Below are 19,529 nucleotides of genomic sequence, written 5' to 3' on the forward strand. Positions count from 1 at the left end.
ATGGAGCTCTCTCAAGTAGAAGACATTTTTGACTTTTACGGTTACAGTGAGTTATATAAAAGATTTAAAACACCGCTATACGTTACAGGGATAATGGACGAAGCGGCGTCTCATCAATTAGAGGATTTTTTTGATACCTTTTCCTTTAAAAATAAGAATGTATTGTTTGATGAATTTCGATATTGGTGGGACTATCATCATGTGGTGTATAGACAGTTTCATGAAATGTAGAAAGGGTGAACCAAGCCTCTGGTTCACCCTTTTGTATAAGCATTTTCTTGATAATAATAATTTGGAGACTTCCACTTTCTTTTATAAGGCTTATGGAAAATATGTGTGGTGGCTGGTGATACAGGTGGAATGAGCCACACCCAGTCACCTGTCACTTCTCGACCCGCCTGCTGTTCATTTTGTTCAAAAATTTTGAACTGCTGAGCAGCTGTATGATGGTCAACGATACTGACTCCCGCTTCTTTATATGAATGCAGGACCGCAACATTTAATTCCACCAGCGCTTTGTCTTTCCATAACGTATAGGCTTTTGATGTATCAAGTCCCATGATGCTCGCCACTTTAGGAAGCATATTATAGCGGTTATCATCGGCTAAGTTTCTTGCTCCAATCTCCGTTCCCATGTACCATCCATTAAATGGAGCGGCTTGATAGTCAATTCCTCCAATTTCAAGGTTCATATCGGCAATCATGGGAACCGCATACCATTTCAACTGGAGGTCTTGGAGTCCTGCTATTTCTGGATGAGTAATCTCCACTTCTTTAATAAGCGGAGAACTTACTTCTTTCCAGACAGGGGCTTCTCCTTCCATTTGAACCACCCAAGGTAAAAGGTCAAAATGTGAGCTTGGTCCTTTCCAACCTAATTCCTGACACACTTTGGTAAACTCGACTGAGTCCCTATCACCTAATACACCATGCTCTGTTTCCTCACCAGCGTAACGAGCAAGTTGATGGTTCCATATACGTACCTTACCGCTAGGTGGGAAAATCGTGATAGTTGGTTTAATCTTTCCTTCATTTGTCGCAAATTGAACATGCTTTGTAAGCTCATCGAAAACTTGATCTGTATGCTCTACATATCTTGCATCTCGGACCTTCATCGTGTTCCAAAATAGCCTTCCAATACAGCGGTTACTATTTCTCCACGCTACCTTTGCTCCGTATTCTAATTCTTCAAATGTATGTGTGTACGTACCAGTCTCTTCTATTTCATGTAGAATTTCCGTTTCCCTTTTTACCCGACCTTCATCGGTTCCTCCTACCTCTTCAAAGAATAGATGGATATACTCTAATGCCTTCTCTTTTAACTCTTCCTGTCTAGCGGTATTCATCTCTATCACCTTTCTAGATGTCTATTCCCAACATACCTCCCGGCTTCTATACCAGAAATAAAGGCACTTTCAAACCGAGTTCTAGATGCCGTGTCATCCTGCCTTAAAAACACTTCTCCACACACTACAACGGAAGGCTGACAACAGATCTCAACGTAAGGATCACGTATAACCTTAGAAGATTCTGCGTACCTCCATCGCTTTAACTGAAATTCATTTATCACGGAAGGGTCTAATATCGTTGCCATACTATCCATCATCTTCTCTTTCACAACATTATCGCTTAATTTCCAGTGCTGATTGGACCAGCTACCTGTCATATAAATGGCATAGATCGCTTCATCTGTTATTCCTTTTTGAAGCTGGTTGACAACTCTTTCCATGCCTTCTGGCAAGTAATTCGTTACATGACCATTAGCACCTATAGCTTTTGACTCGGCACAACGAATGATCCCTACGTAGCATGCATTATACGGAATTTCTAGTAGTTTATCCACTTGACCAATTTCTTGAACCAAATCAATTGTTTGAGGTAATGGTGCAGTTACGATTAATTTTTCACCTTGAAACCTTTTCCCGTCTTCCGTTAGGACTTCAACATAACTGTCCAGCTTTTTAACTTCCGTGACTTTAGAACGTAATTTGACCGGTAAGCTTTTACTCAAACGTTTGATTAACGAATTCATTCCTTCTGGTGCTATAAATTTAGGGTAAGGGTCACGATACCACTCCCGCACCCAACCATGGCTTAACCACTCATTTACTTCACTTTGCAAATCCTCAGTCCGTACAGTGAAGAACTGAGCACCGTGGTCCACACGCCCTTTTTCTAAACGTCTTGTCGCGAGTCGTCCACCTACACTTTTACTTTTTTCTACTAGTAAAATTTTTTGTACTCCACTTTCCATTAAGGTTCTTGCAGCCATCACACCTGATAGCCCTGCCCCTATAATAATAACTGAATACACGTCCTCGCCCCCCTAATGTACGTATATTATATCTCGTTAGTGACTGTAGTTCACTTTTGAAGTGTGCACCATGTTTGTCGGTAAAAGGATGTTACTACATATGTGCACCTTTGAAATAATTTTTAGAGATACGTAACATCATCGAGAAGTCATAATGAGACAAAGAGCATAATAAAAAACATTGAAATACGGGAGTGTAAAAATACAGAGATAAGTAAAACTGTGGTGAAAGACTAATCTATCTTAGGTGCTTCCCTATCCCTAATTCGGCGCTAGAAGCTCCACTTTTATACGGTCAGGGTCCTCAAAGAACACAGCATAATAATTCTCTCCTCCTGCATAAGGGTGCCGGTCTTTGTATAGTATGTGTACACCTCGTTCCTCTAGTTTGACAGTCATCTCATCTACCTGTTCTCTAGATGCAGCATGAAAAGCCAAATGATTCAACCCAACACCGCATCGATGGTAGGATATGTCTTTATACCTTTCCTCTACTTGTACCAATACTACATAGGTATCGTTTAATTTATAGCTTCTCCCTTGATCCCATGATTGGAAAAGAGAATAACCTAGTTCTTCTAAAAGCCATCCCCAAACTATTTTCCTGAAGTGACTAATCTAAATGCACAAAAGAGAAGATACCAGTATCTTCTCTTTATTCTATATCCTCTATATTCCCCTTGCCCAGCACCGCATCATCATCATTAATCGTAACAAGAATAGACCTAATAACGCGATTATCAATCTCAGATACTTCAAAGCGAATCCCACCATAATAGATAGCTTCGCCATTTTTTATATCTACATTCTGAGTAAGAATCCACCCACCAATTGTATCAAGATCGGTGTCATCCATATCAATTTTCAGAAGCTCATTCACTTCACTAATTAATACTTTCCCGTCTAACACATAATGGGTTTCATCTTCCTGCTGAATTTCTGGAATTTCATCCTCATCGAATTCATCACGAATGTCACCAACAATTTCTTCAAGAATGTCTTCTACTGTGACAAGTCCAGATGTTCCACCATATTCGTCAATTAGAATGGCAAGATGAATGCGTTCCTTTTGCATTTTAATAAGCAAATCATAAATAGGTATGGTCTCAATCACTTCTATAACGGGGCGTAAAAAACGGTCCAGCTGAATCGTTTTACGTTCGTCTGGTGTGAGGCGAATATAAGTTGTGAAAATTTCTTTGATATTAATCATCCCAACAACAGAATCTTTATCTCCGTTCACAAGTGGATAACGTGTGAACTGTTCTTCTTCCATTGTCTTAAATAAATCTTCAATATTTCCTTCAATTTCAAGGGCAACCATTTCTGTACGTGGTACCATAATTTCTTTAGCTACGCGATTGTCGAATTCAAATATGTTATTCACATAGTTGAATTCTGATTTATTAATCTCTCCTCGTTCAAAGCTTTCCGTTAATATAATACGTAACTCCTCTTCACTATGGGCAATTTCATGCTCCGATGCGCTTTTTATCCCAAATAAACCAACAATAAAACGTGCGGAACCATTTAACGCCCAGATAAACGGATACATGATACGATAGAACATAATAATAGACGGTGATAATAGCAGGGTTAAGGCTTCAGACTTTTGAATCGCCACCGTTTTTGGCGCAAGCTCTCCAATTACAACGTGCAAGAATGTAATCGTTGCAAACGCAATGGCAAACGACAAGAGTTGTGAAACACTGTGAGGGATATGTAAATCATGAAATACCGGTTCTAGAATTCTTTCAACAGTAGGCTCCCCTAACCACCCTAAACCTAGTGCTGTAATCGTAATACCTAATTGACAGGCAGATAAATACCCATCTAAGTTATTTAATACTTTATGAGCAGCAATCGCCCGTTTATTCCCCTCTTCAGCGAGCTGCTCAATACGAGTACCTCTTACTTTCACAACGGCAAATTCAGTTGCAACAAAAAATGCGGTTAATGCGATTAATATGGCTACGAGAATTAAATTGATTATCGTCACGTCTATCCTAGACCTACTTAGGTCAAGGATTCACCTCCACACAATTGACTTAGACTTCTTTGTTATATCTACTATCCTCTTTCCTCATTTTAAAACTATCCTTATAAAAGAAGCTTGTATGAAGTTATCCATACAAGCTTCTTCTTTCTATTAGATTAAGCAGTTTGAATCATATCATCCATTTTCTCGATAATGATTTTTTCAATTCTTCGATTTTGCACGTCTTCAATGAGGATTTTTACTGCTTCATAGGTCATGCTTTCCCCTTTTTTCGGAAGGTATCCTAAGGTGTCTGAAATCCATCCACTAATCGTGGTAGACGTAGGTTCAAGGATTGTCACGTTAAATAACTCTGTGAATTCTTCAATCGATACCTTTCCATCTAGCCTTACTTTTCCTTCTTCAAGCTGTTCAATCCATTCTTCACTTTCATCGTGCTCATCCCATATATCTCCAACAATCTCTTCAATAATATCTTCCATAGAAATAATACCCGCTGTACCTCCGTACTCATCTACGACAACAGCTAAATGCACTTTCGCTTTTTGTAAGATCTTTTAAGAGATTCGATATTTTACCTGATGAAATCACGTATAAAGGCTTCAGCATTATATCCTCAATGTTAAAGTTCGCATCTTGAATATAGCTTGGAAAGAAATCTCGATGAGAAATAATTCCAATAATATTATCGATGCTTCCTTCAAAGACGGGCAGTCGCGAAAACTTTTCTGCTATAAATATTTGTTTAATTTCTTCGTTTGTTGTTTCTGTTGATATCGCTACAACATCTGGTCGTGGTGTTAAAATATCCTTCACGATAATGTCATCAAACTCAATTGCATTATGAAGGAGTTCTTTTTCCGTTGAGAGAAATGTCCCCTCCTCTTCTCCGATTTCCACTAGTGCTTTTACATCGTCATCCGTTACTGTCGGTTCAAGCTCATAGTCACCAATTAGCTTGTTAACACCAGCTTTCATTTGAACGAATAGCAAAGTTACGGGATAAAAGAGTTTCATGATTATTGTTAAGGTCGCTGATGCATTAAACAAGAATTTCTCTGCAAACTGCTTTGCTAAGGATTTTGGTAAAATTTCTCCAAACACTAAAATAATGACCGTAAGAATAATGGTTGTTAATGCGATAGTGGTTCCTTGGCTACCAAACATATCTGTTGCAATTTTTGTTGCAATGGTCGCCATCGCAATATTTACAATATTATTTCCGATTAAAATAGTCGATAAGGTTTGGTCAAACTTTTCCGTTAGCTTCAGAGAACGTATTGCTTTCACATTTTGTTCCTCTGCTCCGTTACGCAAACGAATTTTGTTTGCGCTCGTTAACGCAGTTTCTGACGCAGAAAAAAAGCCTGATAGCATTAATAAAGCCCCTAACAAGATAATCGAGTCATAGGGTATACTGTCCAATCGTTCATCACTCTCCTGAATATAGATAGCTTAACTATACAATATAAGTTATGACTTTAGCAATCTATACATTCTAATGTAATGAAAATATAAATAGATCGCCTAATCATTATACATCAAGCCATGTTATCAAAAATGCAGCCTACTCAAGAGATATAGGCTGCCAAGTTTTTATTTTCCTTGATCTGACGCTTTAGAAGCACCAACTTTTCCTCTTCTTTTTCGCCAATTCATAGGTTAAACCATCTATACTATGTCTAATATTTCCTTTTCCAGAAAGGTTCTCAAGCATCTCCCGAACGTCGATTCCAGAAGAAGCTTTTAGTGATTCTTGCATGGTGGACATTAGATTCGTTGCATAGCCTGTCACTTTATTCGCTCCACCATTTACGTTATCACTACCTGTATCCACAACCGTAATCTTGTCAATATTACCTAGTGGACTTGCCACTTCCTTCGCATACTCAGGAAGCATTTTTAATACCATGTCTAGGATAGCCGCTTGACCAAATTGCTCGAAGGCTTCTGCGATTTTTCGTTTTGCTTCCGCTTCTGCAAGCCCCTTCAGTCGAATGACTTCTGCTTCTGTTTCCCCTTTCGCTCTCTCTGCATCTGCTTTCGCCATTCCGTCCACACGTACACGCTCGGCTTCTGCTTGAGCTAACGCTTCAATACGGTACTTGTTCGCATCTGCTTCTGCGATTTGCTTCATTTTATCTGCTGACGCCGCTTGTTCTACTGCGTAGCGGTCTGCGTCCGCTTTCTTCTTCACTTCTGAATCATATTGTCGCTCTCGACGTAGGATTTCTTTTTCTTCTAACTCAATTTGCTTTTGACGCTCAATAATACGGACCTGCATTTCTTGCTCTGTTACCTGCTGCTTATTGCGTGCGGTTTCGAGGTCGTATGCTTGGTCAGCGCGAGCACGAGCTGTGTCCTGCTCTTGTCTATATTCTGCCACTTTAAGTTGATTGATTTTCTCAGCCTCTGCAATTTCCGTTGCTCTTTCTAGTTCAGATCGCTTCGCATCTTTATCAGCTTCTGCTCGCTTAATTCGCGTCTCTTTTTCAGCTTCCGCTGTCGCAATATCAGCATCACGCTTCACTTGGGCAATACGCGGTTTCCCCAATGATTCTAGATAGCCATTTTTATCACGAAGGTCTTTGATTGTAAAGGAGACGATGATTAGACCCATTTTCGCTAAATCCTGAGATGCGACACGTTGAACCTCTTGCGAGAACTTATCACGATTTTTATATATTTCTTCTACAGTCATACTACCTAAAATAGAACGTAGGTGACCTTCTAAAACCTCTCGCGCTTCATTTTCACGATCTTCTTTCTTTTCCCTAAGAATTGCTCAGCAGCTGTCGCAATCTCCCCTATACTTCCACCAATTTTGATGATAGCTGTTCCGTCTGCCATGACCGGAACCCCTTGCTCTGTATACACTTCTGGAGTCGTGACTTCAAGTTTACTAGATAATAAGCTTAGTGGCTCTGCTTGCTGGAATACCGGTAAAATAAAGGCACCCCCACCACGGATAATTTTAATTTTATTTCCTGCTTCATCGATATGAACATTCTTCCCACCTAAATAGCTTCCTGTTACGATTAAAGCCTCATCAGGACCCACTGTACGATACTTAGAAATAAACACACCAATAAAGGCAAGGAGTATAAATACAACTAATCCAACGACAATAAAAATCGGTTCCATTTCTTCACTCTCCTATGAGTATAAATGTTCTCTTGTATGAGGCGTTACGTACACCACACCTTTTTGTACATCAATAATTAATACTTCGGTACCATCTTTAATACATTCATTTTCAAGGCTAACCGCAGACTTTGCGAATGTCCCACTGTTTCCTTCTATAACTACTTCACCAAAACCATCCTCGGGTATTGTCAAGATGACTCGACCCATTCTCCCCTTTAGAGAATCTTCTGTATACACAAGGGATTCTTCTGAAGAAGATAGGGGGATTAAAATAAATACATTAAATAATATCGTGAATAATAAGGCGACAATTGCTGCTATCCCCCCCGATCAGCCAAGAATTCACCCCTGTTAACAGCTCTAATAAGTATCCGGACGCGCTAGTAAAAGTGATAAAGGCTAGAATTAAGATAGGGTTGATAAAAGATACACCTTCAACCACCCCATCAACAATATCGCCAAATAAAATATATAGCACCATACACGCCGCTGAAACGACTAGCGTGGTTAAGTAAATGCTCTCCAGGGATGATCCAAAAAGCTCCATACACTTCCATCCTTACGCTTCATTTTTTAGTTGCTTTTTTAGCTCCTCTAATTCCTTTAATACGGCTGTGTTACTGTCAAGCTCATCTAATTCCTGTTCAAGGGTCTTACTGTCAACAAGAAAATCTTCTGATGCTTCTGCCTCTGCCTCTTTTCTCATCACTTTCTCTTCCATTCGTTCAAATCCCTTTTTAGCACTTGTTGTCTGACTCACCCCTAAGCTTCTATTAAGCTGGGCTCTTGAATCGGCTGCCTCCGCTCGAGATTTTAAGGTGTCTCTCTTTAGTTCCATCTCGCGGAATTCTGCGCGCATAACGCCTAGCTTTTGCTTTAAATCTTCCACATGCTCCGTCGTTTTAGCATGAAGAGCTTGTAATTGTGCCACTTCATCTAGCAAGCGCCCTTTATCCTCCAACGCTCTCTTCGCAAGATCTTCACGGTTACTCTTTAGCGCTTCTATTGCTTGCTGTTGACGTTTTTCAACCAGCTCATTTGCTTGTGAAATCTTATGAGCGAGAAGCTTTTCCTCTGCCATCATCTTTGCCGTTGCTTTTTCTCCATCAACTATTTCTTGATTCATTTGACGCAGAAACTCCTCTACCATTAAGACAGGATTTTCAGCGCGATCCACAATTCCATGTAACTCAGAGCTTACAACCGTTTTAATACGCTTAAACAGTTCAAACATCTTCATTCTCCTTTCGTTTTGTGCGATACCTTATATACGATAAGGAAGAGATAAAGTTTCAAAAAATTCATTAAGTTAAGAAAATACTTTCTTCTAGTAAACTACATGAATGAAGGGGAAAGTATGGAGATTCTTTTAAGAGGAAAACAGCAGATCCATTACCACAGTTTAGATCGTTTGCTGTACAAAGCGAATTGTTTATGGGTAATAAAAAGCCCCCTTATATGAAAAAAGGGGGACAAAATTTACTACCATCAATTATCTACTATTTTAATCCATGCACTCTCTAGCTGGTCTTTTTGTTCTTCTAGATGGTTCATCTTTTCTTGTAAAATCTGTAATTGAGTCAGATCTTCGGTTCTCATCATTTCTTCTTGAAGTTGGAGTAGTTCTTCTTCTATTTCTTCTATTTTGGCTTCAATCTCGTTAATCGGCTTGTTCTTGTTCGGCTCTAGCTTTTCTTGTTGCACCTTCTTATCTTTCGTAGTGTTTGTTTCTGCTTCTATTGATAGATTTACTCTTTCTCTCGGAATCTTTGACTTTGCCCAAGAGTACGGACCTTCAAAGTAATGAAGCTTCTGATCTTGAATCCAATACGTTTTTGAGAACAACTTGTTTAAAAAATATCGGTCATGAGAAACCGTGAGTATGGTTCCTCGGAAGTCCTCTAACGCATCTTCTAGAACCTCTTTTGAATCAATATCTAAATGGTTGGTAGGTTCATCTAGCAATAAAAAAGTTAATATCCTGATGCATAAGCTGGGCTAATCGCAGCCTCATTTTCTCACCGCCACTTAACCCTTTCACTTTACGAAATACACCTTCTCCATAAAACATAAATCGTGCTAAAATGTGACGAGCATCTCCTTCAACCACTGGTACTTCAACACGAAACACATCAATGACGCGCATCTCTACATCTTGAAAATCTGTCGTTTGTGATAGATACCCAATTCGAACATTGCTTCCTACTTTCACAACACCAGAGTCAGGAGCTTCAAGCCCTAAAACCATTTTCACAATGGTCGATTTTCCTGTTCCATTTCTTCCTACAATGGCCGTCCTGTCCCCATATTGTACAAGCATATTGGCTTCCTTTAAGAGCGTTTGCTGTTGGAATCCTTTGTTCACTTCAATGAGCTTTAGAGCATCCTTCCCACTTCGATCAAGCTGAGTAAAGCTTAAATCCATCTTCTTAGCTTCTATCACGGGTCTCTTCAGCTTCTCCATTCGCTCTAACGCTCTTTCCATATTCCTTGCTCGCTTGTGTAGCCCTTCATTTGGTGGATTCGCCTGATTTGCCCACTCCTTCAATCTCTTAATTGCTTCTTTCTATTTTTTTAATCTTCTTTTGCTGCTCTTGATAGGCTTGGAACTCTTGCAGAAGTCGTTCTTCTTTTTCTTTCACAAAAGTAGAGTAATTTCCGTGATAAATCGTTAATTCCCCTTCTTCTAGATCGTATACCTTCTTGACAACGGTATCTAAAAAATATCGATCATGAGAAATCATCATCACTGCTCCCGGATATTCATTGAGGAAGCCTTCTAGCCACTCTACCGCCATAATATCTAGGTGATTCGTTGGCTCATCTAACAGCAGTAGTTCAGGCTCTTGAAGCAGGATGTATCCTAGACAAACTTTCGTCTGCTCTCCTCCACTTAGCTTTTGAAAAGGCTTTTCAACCAACCCACCCAGCTCAAGTCCATTAATCATCCGAGCAATCCTAGACTCCATTTCATATCCACCGTTACGTGTGAACTCCTCCTGCAGGGAACCATATCGCTCTAGGAGGCTTTCCATTGAATCTACGTTTGTAGCCATTTGCCATTCTAATTGTTTTAATTCTTTTTCTACCTTAACAAGGTGCCCGAAAGCACTTTCTAATACATTTCTACCTGTCATCTCAGAAGCAAACGTAGGAATCTGTGCCAAATATCCAACCTTTGCGCCTTTTTTGATGGCAATTGTCCCACTATCGGGGGATTCAATTTTACTTATACATTTAAACAGGGTCGTTTTTCCGCTCCCATTACGACCTACAAGACCTATTTTTTCACCGTCTTTAATCTCAAATTGTACATCTTCAAAAATAACCGTTCCGGCAAAGGATTTTTTTAATTGGCTTCCACTGCATATCATCATCGTAAATCTTCCTTTCTCGATAAAAAAGCAACGGGAAAGAAACTCATCCCATTGCTTTAAAAATCTACTTAATGGTGGAGCCGTTCGACCTGGTAAAAACCTTCCGAGTTGAACAACCACTAGTATACAAACTCCACATAAGTGTTTTCCTGCTTTTTTAATGGAATAAAGAGTGTTCTCAAACAGTACTATGAACATGAGTGCTAAAAAAGGACAGACGGGTCCCGTTCATCACAACATCATGAAAAATTGCGCGGCAAATATATACGTATGATAAAAATTGTCCACGCAAACCTACTGTTTGTTTCACTCTTCATCCCTCCTTTGCCTGTTAGTTACTGTTAATTATATAAAATTCTCATAATTTGTGCAAATTTTGTTTTATCTTTAGGAAATGGTGAAAAAGGACCTCTAAAAAGAATCTTCTTAACAAGCGTCATACAGATAAAAATTTTCTTCAAGCAAGAGTACCGTATGCATCCCCTATCCGCCAACTTTCCTTTCTAAATATACCCTCGATAGTTAAATAGGTTGGTTGACTCAAACTATTTTAAAGTTCAGAATAGAAAAAAGCTGATCCTTTCGAGATGAGGGATCAGCTTTTTTGTTTATCGATTATTAACTGTTTCTGGATAAAGATCGTGATTCATAAGACGATAATCGGCCATTTTTTCGTATTTCGTTCCAGGTCTTCCCCAGTTACAGTATGGATCAATACTAATTCCACCACGTGGTGTGAATTTCCCCCATACTTCTATGTAACGAGGATTCATTAGTTCAATAAGATCGTTCATGATAATATTCATGCAATCTTCATGAAAATCACCATGGTTTCTAAAGCTAAATAGATATAGTTTTAGCGACTTACTTTCAACCATTTTTACATCTGGAATGTAGCTAATATAAATTGTGGCGAAATCGGGTTGATTCGTTTTAGGACAAAGTGAAGTGAATTCTGGACAGTTAAACTTAACAAAATAGTCTCTATTCACATGCTTATTGTCGAAGGATTCAAGCACACCCGGATTGTATTCAAATACATAGTTGGTGCCTTGATTACCTAAAAGGGTAACATCCTTTAATTCATCATCTTTTCTTCCTGTCATTGTTTAGTTCCTCCTAATGCCGAAGGGAAGAAAGGTTCGAATGGCCAAACAGGTCTATAGTTTTTTATAGAGGGTGAAAGCTATGAACCTCTCCCGTAATGGGCGGGTAATTGTAATATAAATTTAATAGTAGACAGTTCGACGAATCATGTCAATAAAAAATAAACAGGAATCTAACACGTTATTCCGTAATTTTGGTACGATGGAATCACTAGATTTGTCAGGGGGATATATCTAATGCAAGAACTTAAGAAAAAAATTACTATCAACCTGCTTACATGGGGATGCATTTGAACTAAGTCACTGGATAGAGCACGTAAAAGAATTAGACTTACATCCAGTTGAACTATTCGAAGATATAATCCGTCCTACCATGTACCAAGTTGGAGAGCTTTGGGAAAAAAATAAAATCACAGTCGCTGAAGAGCATTTGGTTACGGCATCAATGGATTATGTGATTTCATCATTCTTCCAAATGCCCTATTTTCATAAAGAGAAAAGACAAAAGCCTAGGATCGTTCTATCCTGTGTAGAGAGAGAAGAGCATTCTTTGGGAATTAAAATGGTCGGAAGGGTATTTGAAGAATATAAATGGGATGTTAAGCTACTAGGCGCTAACCTTCCAAAAGAATATTTATTACACGCGATTAACGTATGGAATCCCAAAATGGTTGGATTATCTTTGTCGACCCCTGCTCTAATTCCAGAGCTCGTGTCAACCGTAAGAGAAATTAAACAGAAATCACCTAACACACATATTCTTGTAGGTGGGCGTTTATCCGAAGAGTTACAACAAATGAAAGAAATGGAAGGCGTTCAATTATGCAATAGTCTTCATCATTTAAAGGATTTCATCCAAAATCAGCCTCTTGAAAATGTGTAAAAGAAAGGGGAGTCACCTATGAAACAAATCTATGACTATCAGTTGCTCCCAATTCCATGGTTTATTATTGATTCACATATGACTATAATAGATGCGTCCACTGAAGGGCAAAAGCTCATGAAGGACACTAGCTTTAGAAATATACTCGATCATGATAGTCTATTAAAATTCGGTAAATATTTTCATTCAACAACTGAAGGAAGACTCGAATTAAATATTAATGGTATGGAGAAAAATTTACCCACTTTAGTCGACCTTCATTTTTATAAAGAAAATCAATCTGCCTATATTGTCTTGATTTCTAAATCTGGTCATTATCAAGAGATGAATCAAAACTTACTTGAACTTCAAGAGAAAATCTTTCCTAAGCCTCGGATATTACAAAACGTATTAACATTAGACCAGCAAATGTCTAAATTAAAAGAGACACTTGCACTATTACCTTCTAATGATGAGCATGAAGGGCTTAAACAGCAGATTGAATTAATTGAAAAAACAGTAAAAATTTTACTACACTAATTTTTTAAACATAACCTACGCATGGGTTATGTTTTTCTTTTTACATAATATTAATACTTTATGGGAGTATTTTCCTGTAAAATAAGTCCTATATTAATCGTAGAAAAGGGGAAAACTATGGGGATTACATTGTATGGAACCATTGTATTAATTCATGTTATTGCTGCTGTCGTCGGACTTGGAGCTAGCTTTGCCATGCCAACCGTTATAAATCACGCAAAAAACGCCCAACAAGCCAAATTCTCACTCTATTTAAATGGAAAAATTGAGAAATTCGCAAAGATCGGAAGCATCACCTTGCTACTAACTGGTTTAGGATTAGGTGCTCTTAATCCTAGTTTGTTCACAGAAATTTGGTATATTTCTTCTATTGTTATTTACCTTGCTGTTCAAGTGATTGTCGCTGGAATTATGCCTAAAAAGCTGAAGGCGATGGATGCACTCCTTCAGGATCATAAAGGAGAAGACATTCCAGCAGAATACAATCTCATCAACCAAGGTCTCAAGCCTTACAACTTCATTCTACATAGCTCAGCTATTATTCTTATTATCTTAATGTCAATTAAACCATTCTAATAAAAAAGGCTGCTTAAGGTAGTGCCCTCTCAGAAGTTATATTGGTACCGTTAACTTCTAAGGACACTACCTATTTTAGCAGCCTATTTATGGTCTATAGTTTTCCTCAGTGGATGAAGTATCCTTTGTATCTTTTTTCTTTTTTTCCTTCTTTTTGCTCAATTCTTATATCTTCAAGGGGAAGGGGATCTGTATGAGGATCTTGTTCATCCATAGTCTGGGATTCTCTTTGCTTACTATCATATACATTTTTTGGCTTCTTTTCCACGTCATCATCTCCTTTATACATGATATACCCAATCCTTTTCCATATGAATCTAGATTACGGAATGCATCACCCAATTCAAGGGTTCCATTCCCCTTCATGTCGAGGATCATCTTAGTTATTGGAATGGTAACATGGAAATAGTTGAAGGTTGATTCTATCGTTTGTGAAACTCAAAAATCATCCACACAAAAAAGGATGCCTTTTAGCACCCTATGCACAACCCAACAAATTCAATTAAGTCTTATTACATCGCAGCAATTAACGTCTCTTTCTCAAGACCTTCCATATTACGTTTCTCCATTACACCTTCATCATCCTTCATATAATAAGAGAATGATACGACTTTATTCTCTTCTATATTAACAAAAAGGATGACCCCAACCTTCTCACTCATGACTCCATTTAAATCCACTTCGTCAGATCCCTTTGAGTCAAATTCGTAATCTTCCATTGTATCTATATCAAAACGATAAGATGGGGCAGTTGAGTAACCATACACCTCAGCGTAATTTTCTCCATATAGTGAAATTAATTCATCTAACGTCATTCCTATATAAACCGTCGGCTCATTTCCAGCCTCCGTTTTCTCTTTTTCTTCGGTCTTTTCATTGGCATTTACATATACAGAGCTAATGGACCTAGTAGGTTGTACCACAACTGTTTCTTTCGAATCATCTAATCCAGCTTGCACAGGAGAGTTTTGGACTAATATTATTACCATCATTGCAATTAACGTATATGAAAGATATTTCTTCATTTTAAGATCTCCCTTTCTTTTAGCTCTCTCTCTAGTAGTCTTTACTACTACTCTATCCACTTCTATATATATACAAACATCAATTTAAATATGTTACAAAATTTTTTCAATATGATTACCTCAAAATAAAGAGAATATAAAAAAGCCGAGCACAATGACTCAGCTTTTTGTCTCAGTAACTAATGAATGTTGGAATGCATAGATGACAGCCTGCGTACGGTCTTGTACGCCTAGTTTACTCAGGATATTGCTGACATGGGTTTTCACCGTTTTATGTGCAATAAATAAGTCTTCTCCAATCTCACTGTTGGTTTTTCCTTCTGCCATTAAGAGAAGAATTTCCATTTCTCGATTAGTTAATTCTTCGTGTGGGTGTGAGGGCTTTCTCATACGTGACATCATTTTCCCTGTCACTTCTGGTTCTAAAATGGATTGGCCTCCATGTGTTTTTCGAATAGCGTCTGCTATATCGCTTGCTTTAGACGTTTTTAACATATAGCTGGTTGCTCCAGCCTCTAATGCAGGATATACCTTCTCATCATCAATGAAGCTTGTGACAATGATGATTTTTGCTTCCGGCCACTTCTCGATAATATTTCTAGTTGCTTCTATTCCGTCCATCTTCTTCATCACTAGGTCCATTAAAATAATGTCAGGTCGTAATGTTAGTGCGAGGCCAATTGCCTCACTTCCGTCCTCCGCTTCTCCCACTACCTGAATGTCCTCCTGAGAAGAAAGGTAAGCAGACACGCCTATCCTGACCATTTCGTGATCATCCACAAATAAAACTCGTATCATTCTATTCTCTCCCCTTTTCAACAATGGGCACTCGAACTTCTAATCGTGTTCCTCTTGTAGGAAGACTGACGATCTTTAAACTTCCCCCTACTTCAAGAGCACGTTCATGCATGGTTTGAAGTCCATAGGATCCCGCTTTATTTTTATCTACTTCAAATCCTACACCGTCATCTGTCACACGCATGATATGTAAACCATCGCGCTCGATAAGTAATACCTCTAATGAAGTGGCCTTTGCATGGCGCAATGTATTGGATACTGATTCTTGAAGAATTCGAAAGAGATGATCTTCAATTCCTTTCGATAGCTTCATGGCTTCAATTTTCCACCGAATCTCCAGTGGGACCTTCTGAGATAATTCGAGAAGCAGTTCTTCCATTCCTTCTTGAAGCGTTTTATCTTTTAACGCAACAGGTCGAAGATGTAAAAGAAGTGCTCTCATCTCAAGCTGCGCTTGCTGAATCATCTGTTCGATCATATTCAACTGTTTTCTTTTCGCCTCACTCACCTCACCCTTCCCTTCTGTCACAGCAGACATGAGCATGGAAGCGGCGAATAACTGTTGGCTTACAGAATCATGAAGCTCTCTAGCCAAACGGTTCCTCTCCTGTGAGATAATCTCTTGGAGCATTTTCTCCTGACTAGATGCTTTATCATCTGCTGATTTTTGAGCAATTTTGGTTTGCTCTTGTATATGAAAATCAAGTTGACTCATCCTTGACCAAATCGCATCCATTTCTTGAAGTGCAAAAGTATGCGGGGAAGAAATTCGATATCCTGATCCTAATTGTCTCATGCCTTCTTCTAGTACATGAAGTTTTTTTCGTAAATCCACCCCTGATAAGGCTCCAATTATTGTTCCAATCAGAATAACAGTGCACAATAAGACAACACCCATCGGCAAATCAAAAATCCTCACATTCCAAAGGAATACAAAAAAGGTCCTGCGGAAATAGTAGCCACCCTACGGTAACCAGGATGAGAAAGAGTAGGAAGGAGTGAAATATGCTAAGGAGCATTTGTCGTTGAACCACATTCATATGCGATGAACCTCCAAGTCTCCAACCACAAGAGAGGTAATCATTTTTACTTTTACAGGTGCATCATCATATGCAGCAGTCTTATAGTGCATCATCTTATTCAATCCTGTTTGTTCCTGATGGGAGAAAATAGTAACTGCTCCTGCTATTGTAGAGTGTTGGATACTAACCTCCACCTCATAGGGAACTAATATTTTCACATTCCCTATTGTATTCCGTATAAAAATAACAGATTCTCCTTTGGGAAGAACCGTGTAGCTTAAATCGACAATATGGTCACCAAACAGACCTTGTACATTTATATCATTCCACTCATATACTGATTCAGGAGTAGAAGTTCCTTGAAATAAAGTTTGTTGAAATAAAGGCTTTGTCCATATCATTTCGTCTTTTATCTCTCTATGATCCACCATTTCATATCGATGAATGATTGGTGTCTTTTTGCTATTGCGATACTCAAATAATACGTACAATAAAAGGGCAAATTAAAAAAAATTAGAAAAGCAATGGAGTCTATAATAGTTACTATAAAACTTATTAATCCAATCCAAAATAAGATTTTACCTAATGTGTGGTCGTATCGCTTTCTGCCAATGTACATAAAAATAACATTGACAACTAAAACAATGAGCGGTCCTCCATCAAAAAAATGACCATTGGATGACCAATAGTAGCAGGCTAGTTACAACTATCCAGCTTATTACATCTGCTTTTATCTTCATATGAAGGACCTGCCTTTCTACAGGAGTGCTAAATAGAGAGGCAATTTGCCTCTCTTTTTTAGCATACCATGTTTTATAAAGACTTGCTTTCTTCTTTTTTGGCGTTTCTTTGAAGCTCTTCTATCTTCGCATCAATTGTATTCTCATGATAGTTTCGATTAATTTTCTCTTCTAATCTCGTTAAATACCCTTCCATTTGTTCAAAGCGGTCATACTCTTTTAACCCCGTAACTTTTTCGTTTAACACTTTGTTCATACGATAGTGGGCATGAGTTAAGTTTTCTTTCCCCATTAGCTCCATCTGTTTAATGCTCATATCTTTTAGTTTGTGTTTCATCAGCTCATAACGGTGTTCAAGCTCTGTTAACTCATTCGAAACTTTTGCCACCGCATCTTCTAAGTGGAGAACACGGCTTCGGTAGTTTTCACTTTCCTGGTCGGCAAATGTAAATAATTCTGACTCCCCTGCCTCGGAAGCTATTTGTGCTTGAGATGAACGCTTTTCCATCATATATCTTGCTTCTTTCAGTTCCTTTTGGAACTGCTCCTTTAGTATGAACTGTCGTTCTACAAGCTTTCGTACTTTTTCAACTTCCTGCTCACACTGGCGTAAATATTGATTAAGTGCCGCTAGGGGATTGCGGTTTTCCTTTTTATCTAATGCCTCATGAACATCCGCTTCAATAGATTGTTTAATTCTCGTGAAAAGATTCATAGTCATTCTCTCCTTTTGTATTTTAGCTTGATTACACCGCGCTATTGATTTCCGAAGGAATCTTCGCCATCTTTCTTCTATCAACAGCTGAAAATTAGCAAAGATCAATAAAACTTTTTAACAAAGCCTAGTTTTTTAATGAATTCCACTCTCTTTCAAAATTTGTAAAGGGATCGCTGGATTTCTCTGTAACACTGTCTTTGTTCCAATTTTTCCAGATTAGGTAGATCACATAGATTGCAGCTAGACCAATCACAGCTGGAAGACTGGCAACAGACGAGCTTAATGCGATGAGTCCAATAACCACCCACGCAATTTTAGCAAATGTGGAATGCGCTTTTAGAAACTCTTTAAACGCAAAGTATAAAATAATTAAGCTTAAGGCTAACCCAATCATCGGCCCTACGTTGGCAAGAGCCACAACCGCTGCAATACCGCCTACCATAAATAATCCGAACTTTCTCATCTCATTTCCTCCTTTCGATTTCCTTGATACCATCTTATCCTTCTCCGTATTTTTTCTTAACGAACCCTAGAAGGAATTAGACTACGACTTGAGATGTATTTTAAAATAAGACGGACGAAACAAAAAAGACCCCAAGCTTGTTAAGTAAAGCTTGAGGTTCAGCATGTAGGTGCTTTGAATTTGCCCGAATCCTTACTAAAAATAGAACACTTCTGTACGTAATGAGACATAGAATGTTCCCTTTTTACTTGTAAGAGATTAGCGCTCCGTAAATTCCTTGTAAGTTTCCTTCTACCCTGTCCATTTACCTGTATTTCACATAATTAGTATGTATGGAGGAGAATTCCATTTTTTGTTCTCTAAAAATGTGCCGAAAGAAGGTGAAATATCCGCTCCTGTTGTTTCATATCACCACACTAAAACATATAGTAAAAAAGTAATAGTCTTATTAAGGAGGAGAAAATGTGTACACAATTAATCGTGATTACATCTCCAAAGGAGCGTCTCGTCCAGGAACGAAAAATAATACGATCCGTTTCTTAGTTGCACACGATACCGGTAACCCTGGTTCTACAGCTTACGGAAACAGAAGCTACTTTCAAAACGTTCAGCCTAGCGCTTCTGCTCATACATTTATTGACGATAAATATATTCTAGAGATTATTCCCCTTGACGAAATTGCGTATCATGTCCGATATAACGTAGACATGGATAATCGCTTATACGGTGCTGATGCCAATAACGCCGCTATTGGAGTTGAATTGTGCTGGGGAGGCAGTATCAATTTTAATGAATCTTATTCACGTTACGTATGGTACTTTGGATATTTAATAAATAAGTAT

Annotated in this window: 23 protein-coding genes and 3 pseudogenes; 6 read left to right on the forward strand and 20 right to left on the reverse strand. The window is 38.4% G+C overall.

Annotation, left to right across the window (positions count from 1 at the left end):
* Positions 1–231, forward strand: a complete 231-nt coding sequence (locus tag M44_RS04015) for a hypothetical protein (RefSeq protein WP_010171137.1) — start codon at positions 1–3, stop codon at positions 229–231.
* 23 nt (positions 232–254) lie between these two features.
* On the opposite strand, the gene M44_RS04020 is transcribed toward M44_RS04015, so the two are convergent.
* The 13 genes and pseudogenes from M44_RS04020 to queF all read right to left on the reverse strand — a co-directional run bounded on the left by M44_RS04020 (position 255) and on the right by queF (position 11,943).
* Positions 255–1,346, reverse strand: a complete 1,092-nt coding sequence (locus M44_RS04020; RefSeq protein WP_010171138.1) for a nitric oxide synthase oxygenase — start codon at positions 1,344–1,346, stop codon at positions 255–257.
* Between the two features lie 5 nt (positions 1,347–1,351).
* Positions 1,352–2,314: an NAD(P)/FAD-dependent oxidoreductase gene (locus M44_RS04025; RefSeq protein ID WP_010171140.1), complete on the reverse strand. Its 963-nt coding sequence runs from the start codon at positions 2,312–2,314 to the stop codon at positions 1,352–1,354.
* A gap of 261 nt (positions 2,315–2,575) precedes the next feature.
* On the reverse strand, positions 2,576–2,932 hold the full coding sequence (locus M44_RS20155) for a VOC family protein (protein ID WP_040365326.1): 357 nt from the start codon (positions 2,930–2,932) through the stop codon (positions 2,576–2,578).
* Positions 2,933–2,969: 37 nt separating this feature from the next.
* On the reverse strand, positions 2,970–4,313 hold the full coding sequence (locus M44_RS04035) for a hemolysin family protein (RefSeq protein ID WP_010171144.1): 1,344 nt from the start codon (positions 4,311–4,313) through the stop codon (positions 2,970–2,972).
* Between the two features lie 155 nt (positions 4,314–4,468).
* On the reverse strand, positions 4,469–4,849 hold the full coding sequence (locus M44_RS24680) for a transporter associated domain-containing protein (protein ID WP_050770878.1): 381 nt from the start codon (positions 4,847–4,849) through the stop codon (positions 4,469–4,471).
* Positions 4,824–5,738, reverse strand: coding sequence for a hemolysin family protein (locus M44_RS20160; protein WP_237705202.1), 915 nt, complete (start codon positions 5,736–5,738; stop codon positions 4,824–4,826). Before M44_RS20160 ends, M44_RS24680 begins: the two co-directional genes overlap by 26 nt.
* 193 nt (positions 5,739–5,931) lie before the next feature.
* Positions 5,932–7,457, reverse strand: a pseudogene (locus M44_RS20165) (SPFH domain-containing protein).
* 12 nt (positions 7,458–7,469) lie between these two features.
* Positions 7,470–7,697: a hypothetical protein gene (locus M44_RS30175; RefSeq protein WP_474371539.1), complete on the reverse strand. Its 228-nt coding sequence runs from the start codon at positions 7,695–7,697 to the stop codon at positions 7,470–7,472.
* A gap of 43 nt (positions 7,698–7,740) precedes the next feature.
* Positions 7,741–8,007 carry an NfeD family membrane protein gene (locus M44_RS30180; protein WP_474371541.1) on the reverse strand — a complete coding sequence of 89 codons (267 nt, stop codon included), beginning with the start codon at positions 8,005–8,007 and terminating at the stop codon, positions 7,741–7,743.
* A gap of 12 nt (positions 8,008–8,019) precedes the next feature.
* Positions 8,020–8,694 (reverse strand): PspA/IM30 family protein, encoded by a 675-nt coding sequence (locus M44_RS04055; protein ID WP_010171146.1) that lies wholly within the window; start codon positions 8,692–8,694, stop codon positions 8,020–8,022.
* Positions 8,695–8,948: 254 nt separating this feature from the next.
* Positions 8,949–10,837 (reverse strand): annotated as a pseudogene (gene abc-f, locus M44_RS29775) (ribosomal protection-like ABC-F family protein).
* Positions 10,838–11,015: 178 nt separating this feature from the next.
* Complete coding sequence (locus tag M44_RS29290; RefSeq protein ID WP_275477412.1) at positions 11,016–11,147, reverse strand: RAxF-45 family protein; 132 nt, start codon at positions 11,145–11,147, stop codon at positions 11,016–11,018.
* Between the two features lie 298 nt (positions 11,148–11,445).
* Positions 11,446–11,943, reverse strand: coding sequence for a preQ(1) synthase (gene queF / locus M44_RS04065; protein ID WP_010171148.1), 498 nt, complete (start codon positions 11,941–11,943; stop codon positions 11,446–11,448).
* A 262-nt stretch (positions 11,944–12,205) separates the two neighbouring features.
* On the opposite strand from queF, the pseudogene M44_RS28690 reads away from it, so the two are divergent.
* The 4 genes and pseudogenes from M44_RS28690 to M44_RS04080 form a co-directional block, all read left to right on the forward strand.
* Positions 12,206–12,391, forward strand: a pseudogene (locus tag M44_RS28690) (B12-binding domain-containing protein); the annotation flags it as partial.
* Complete coding sequence (locus M44_RS20180; RefSeq protein ID WP_337444029.1) at positions 12,374–12,826, forward strand: cobalamin B12-binding domain-containing protein; 453 nt, start codon at positions 12,374–12,376, stop codon at positions 12,824–12,826. The pseudogene M44_RS28690 and the gene M44_RS20180, both read left to right, overlap by 18 nt.
* Before the next feature lie 18 nt (positions 12,827–12,844).
* On the forward strand, positions 12,845–13,345 hold the full coding sequence (locus M44_RS04075) for a hypothetical protein (protein ID WP_010171152.1): 501 nt from the start codon (positions 12,845–12,847) through the stop codon (positions 13,343–13,345).
* A 117-nt stretch (positions 13,346–13,462) separates the two neighbouring features.
* Positions 13,463–13,921, forward strand: a complete 459-nt coding sequence (locus M44_RS04080; protein ID WP_010171154.1) for a DUF2269 family protein — start codon at positions 13,463–13,465, stop codon at positions 13,919–13,921.
* Between the two features lie 106 nt (positions 13,922–14,027).
* Here M44_RS04080 and M44_RS26785 read toward each other — a convergent pair whose 3' ends face one another.
* The 7 genes from M44_RS26785 to M44_RS04120 form a co-directional block, all read right to left on the reverse strand.
* Entirely contained in the window at positions 14,028–14,189 is a 162-nt protein-coding gene (locus M44_RS26785) for a hypothetical protein (protein WP_237705203.1), read from the reverse strand.
* A gap of 244 nt (positions 14,190–14,433) precedes the next feature.
* A complete protein-coding gene (locus M44_RS04090; protein ID WP_010171157.1) occupies positions 14,434–14,946 on the reverse strand; it encodes a hypothetical protein in 513 nt (170 codons plus the stop codon).
* 159 nt (positions 14,947–15,105) lie between these two features.
* Positions 15,106–15,744, reverse strand: a complete 639-nt coding sequence (locus M44_RS04095) for a response regulator (RefSeq protein WP_010171158.1) — start codon at positions 15,742–15,744, stop codon at positions 15,106–15,108.
* A 1-nt stretch (position 15,745) separates the two neighbouring features.
* A complete protein-coding gene (locus M44_RS04100; RefSeq protein WP_337444028.1) occupies positions 15,746–16,627 on the reverse strand; it encodes a sensor histidine kinase in 882 nt (293 codons plus the stop codon).
* Between the two features lie 153 nt (positions 16,628–16,780).
* Positions 16,781–17,257: a cell wall-active antibiotics response protein LiaF gene (liaF, locus tag M44_RS24685; protein WP_162013641.1), complete on the reverse strand. Its 477-nt coding sequence runs from the start codon at positions 17,255–17,257 to the stop codon at positions 16,781–16,783.
* A gap of 322 nt (positions 17,258–17,579) precedes the next feature.
* Positions 17,580–18,221 carry a PspA/IM30 family protein gene (locus tag M44_RS04115; protein WP_010171163.1) on the reverse strand — a complete coding sequence of 214 codons (642 nt, stop codon included), beginning with the start codon at positions 18,219–18,221 and terminating at the stop codon, positions 17,580–17,582.
* Between the two features lie 127 nt (positions 18,222–18,348).
* Positions 18,349–18,687 (reverse strand): lmo0954 family membrane protein, encoded by a 339-nt coding sequence (locus tag M44_RS04120; protein WP_029326722.1) that lies wholly within the window; start codon positions 18,685–18,687, stop codon positions 18,349–18,351.
* 464 nt (positions 18,688–19,151) lie between these two features.
* Between M44_RS04120 and M44_RS04125 the strand changes: the two genes are divergently transcribed.
* Positions 19,152–19,529 (forward strand): peptidoglycan recognition protein family protein (locus M44_RS04125; protein ID WP_010171165.1); only part of this gene is annotated, 378 nt, incomplete at its 3' end.

The sequence above is a fragment of the Bacillus coahuilensis m4-4 genome, assembly GCF_000171615.1.
GTDB classification, from domain to species: Bacteria; Bacillota; Bacilli; order Bacillales; family Bacillaceae_K; genus Bacillus_T; species Bacillus_T coahuilensis.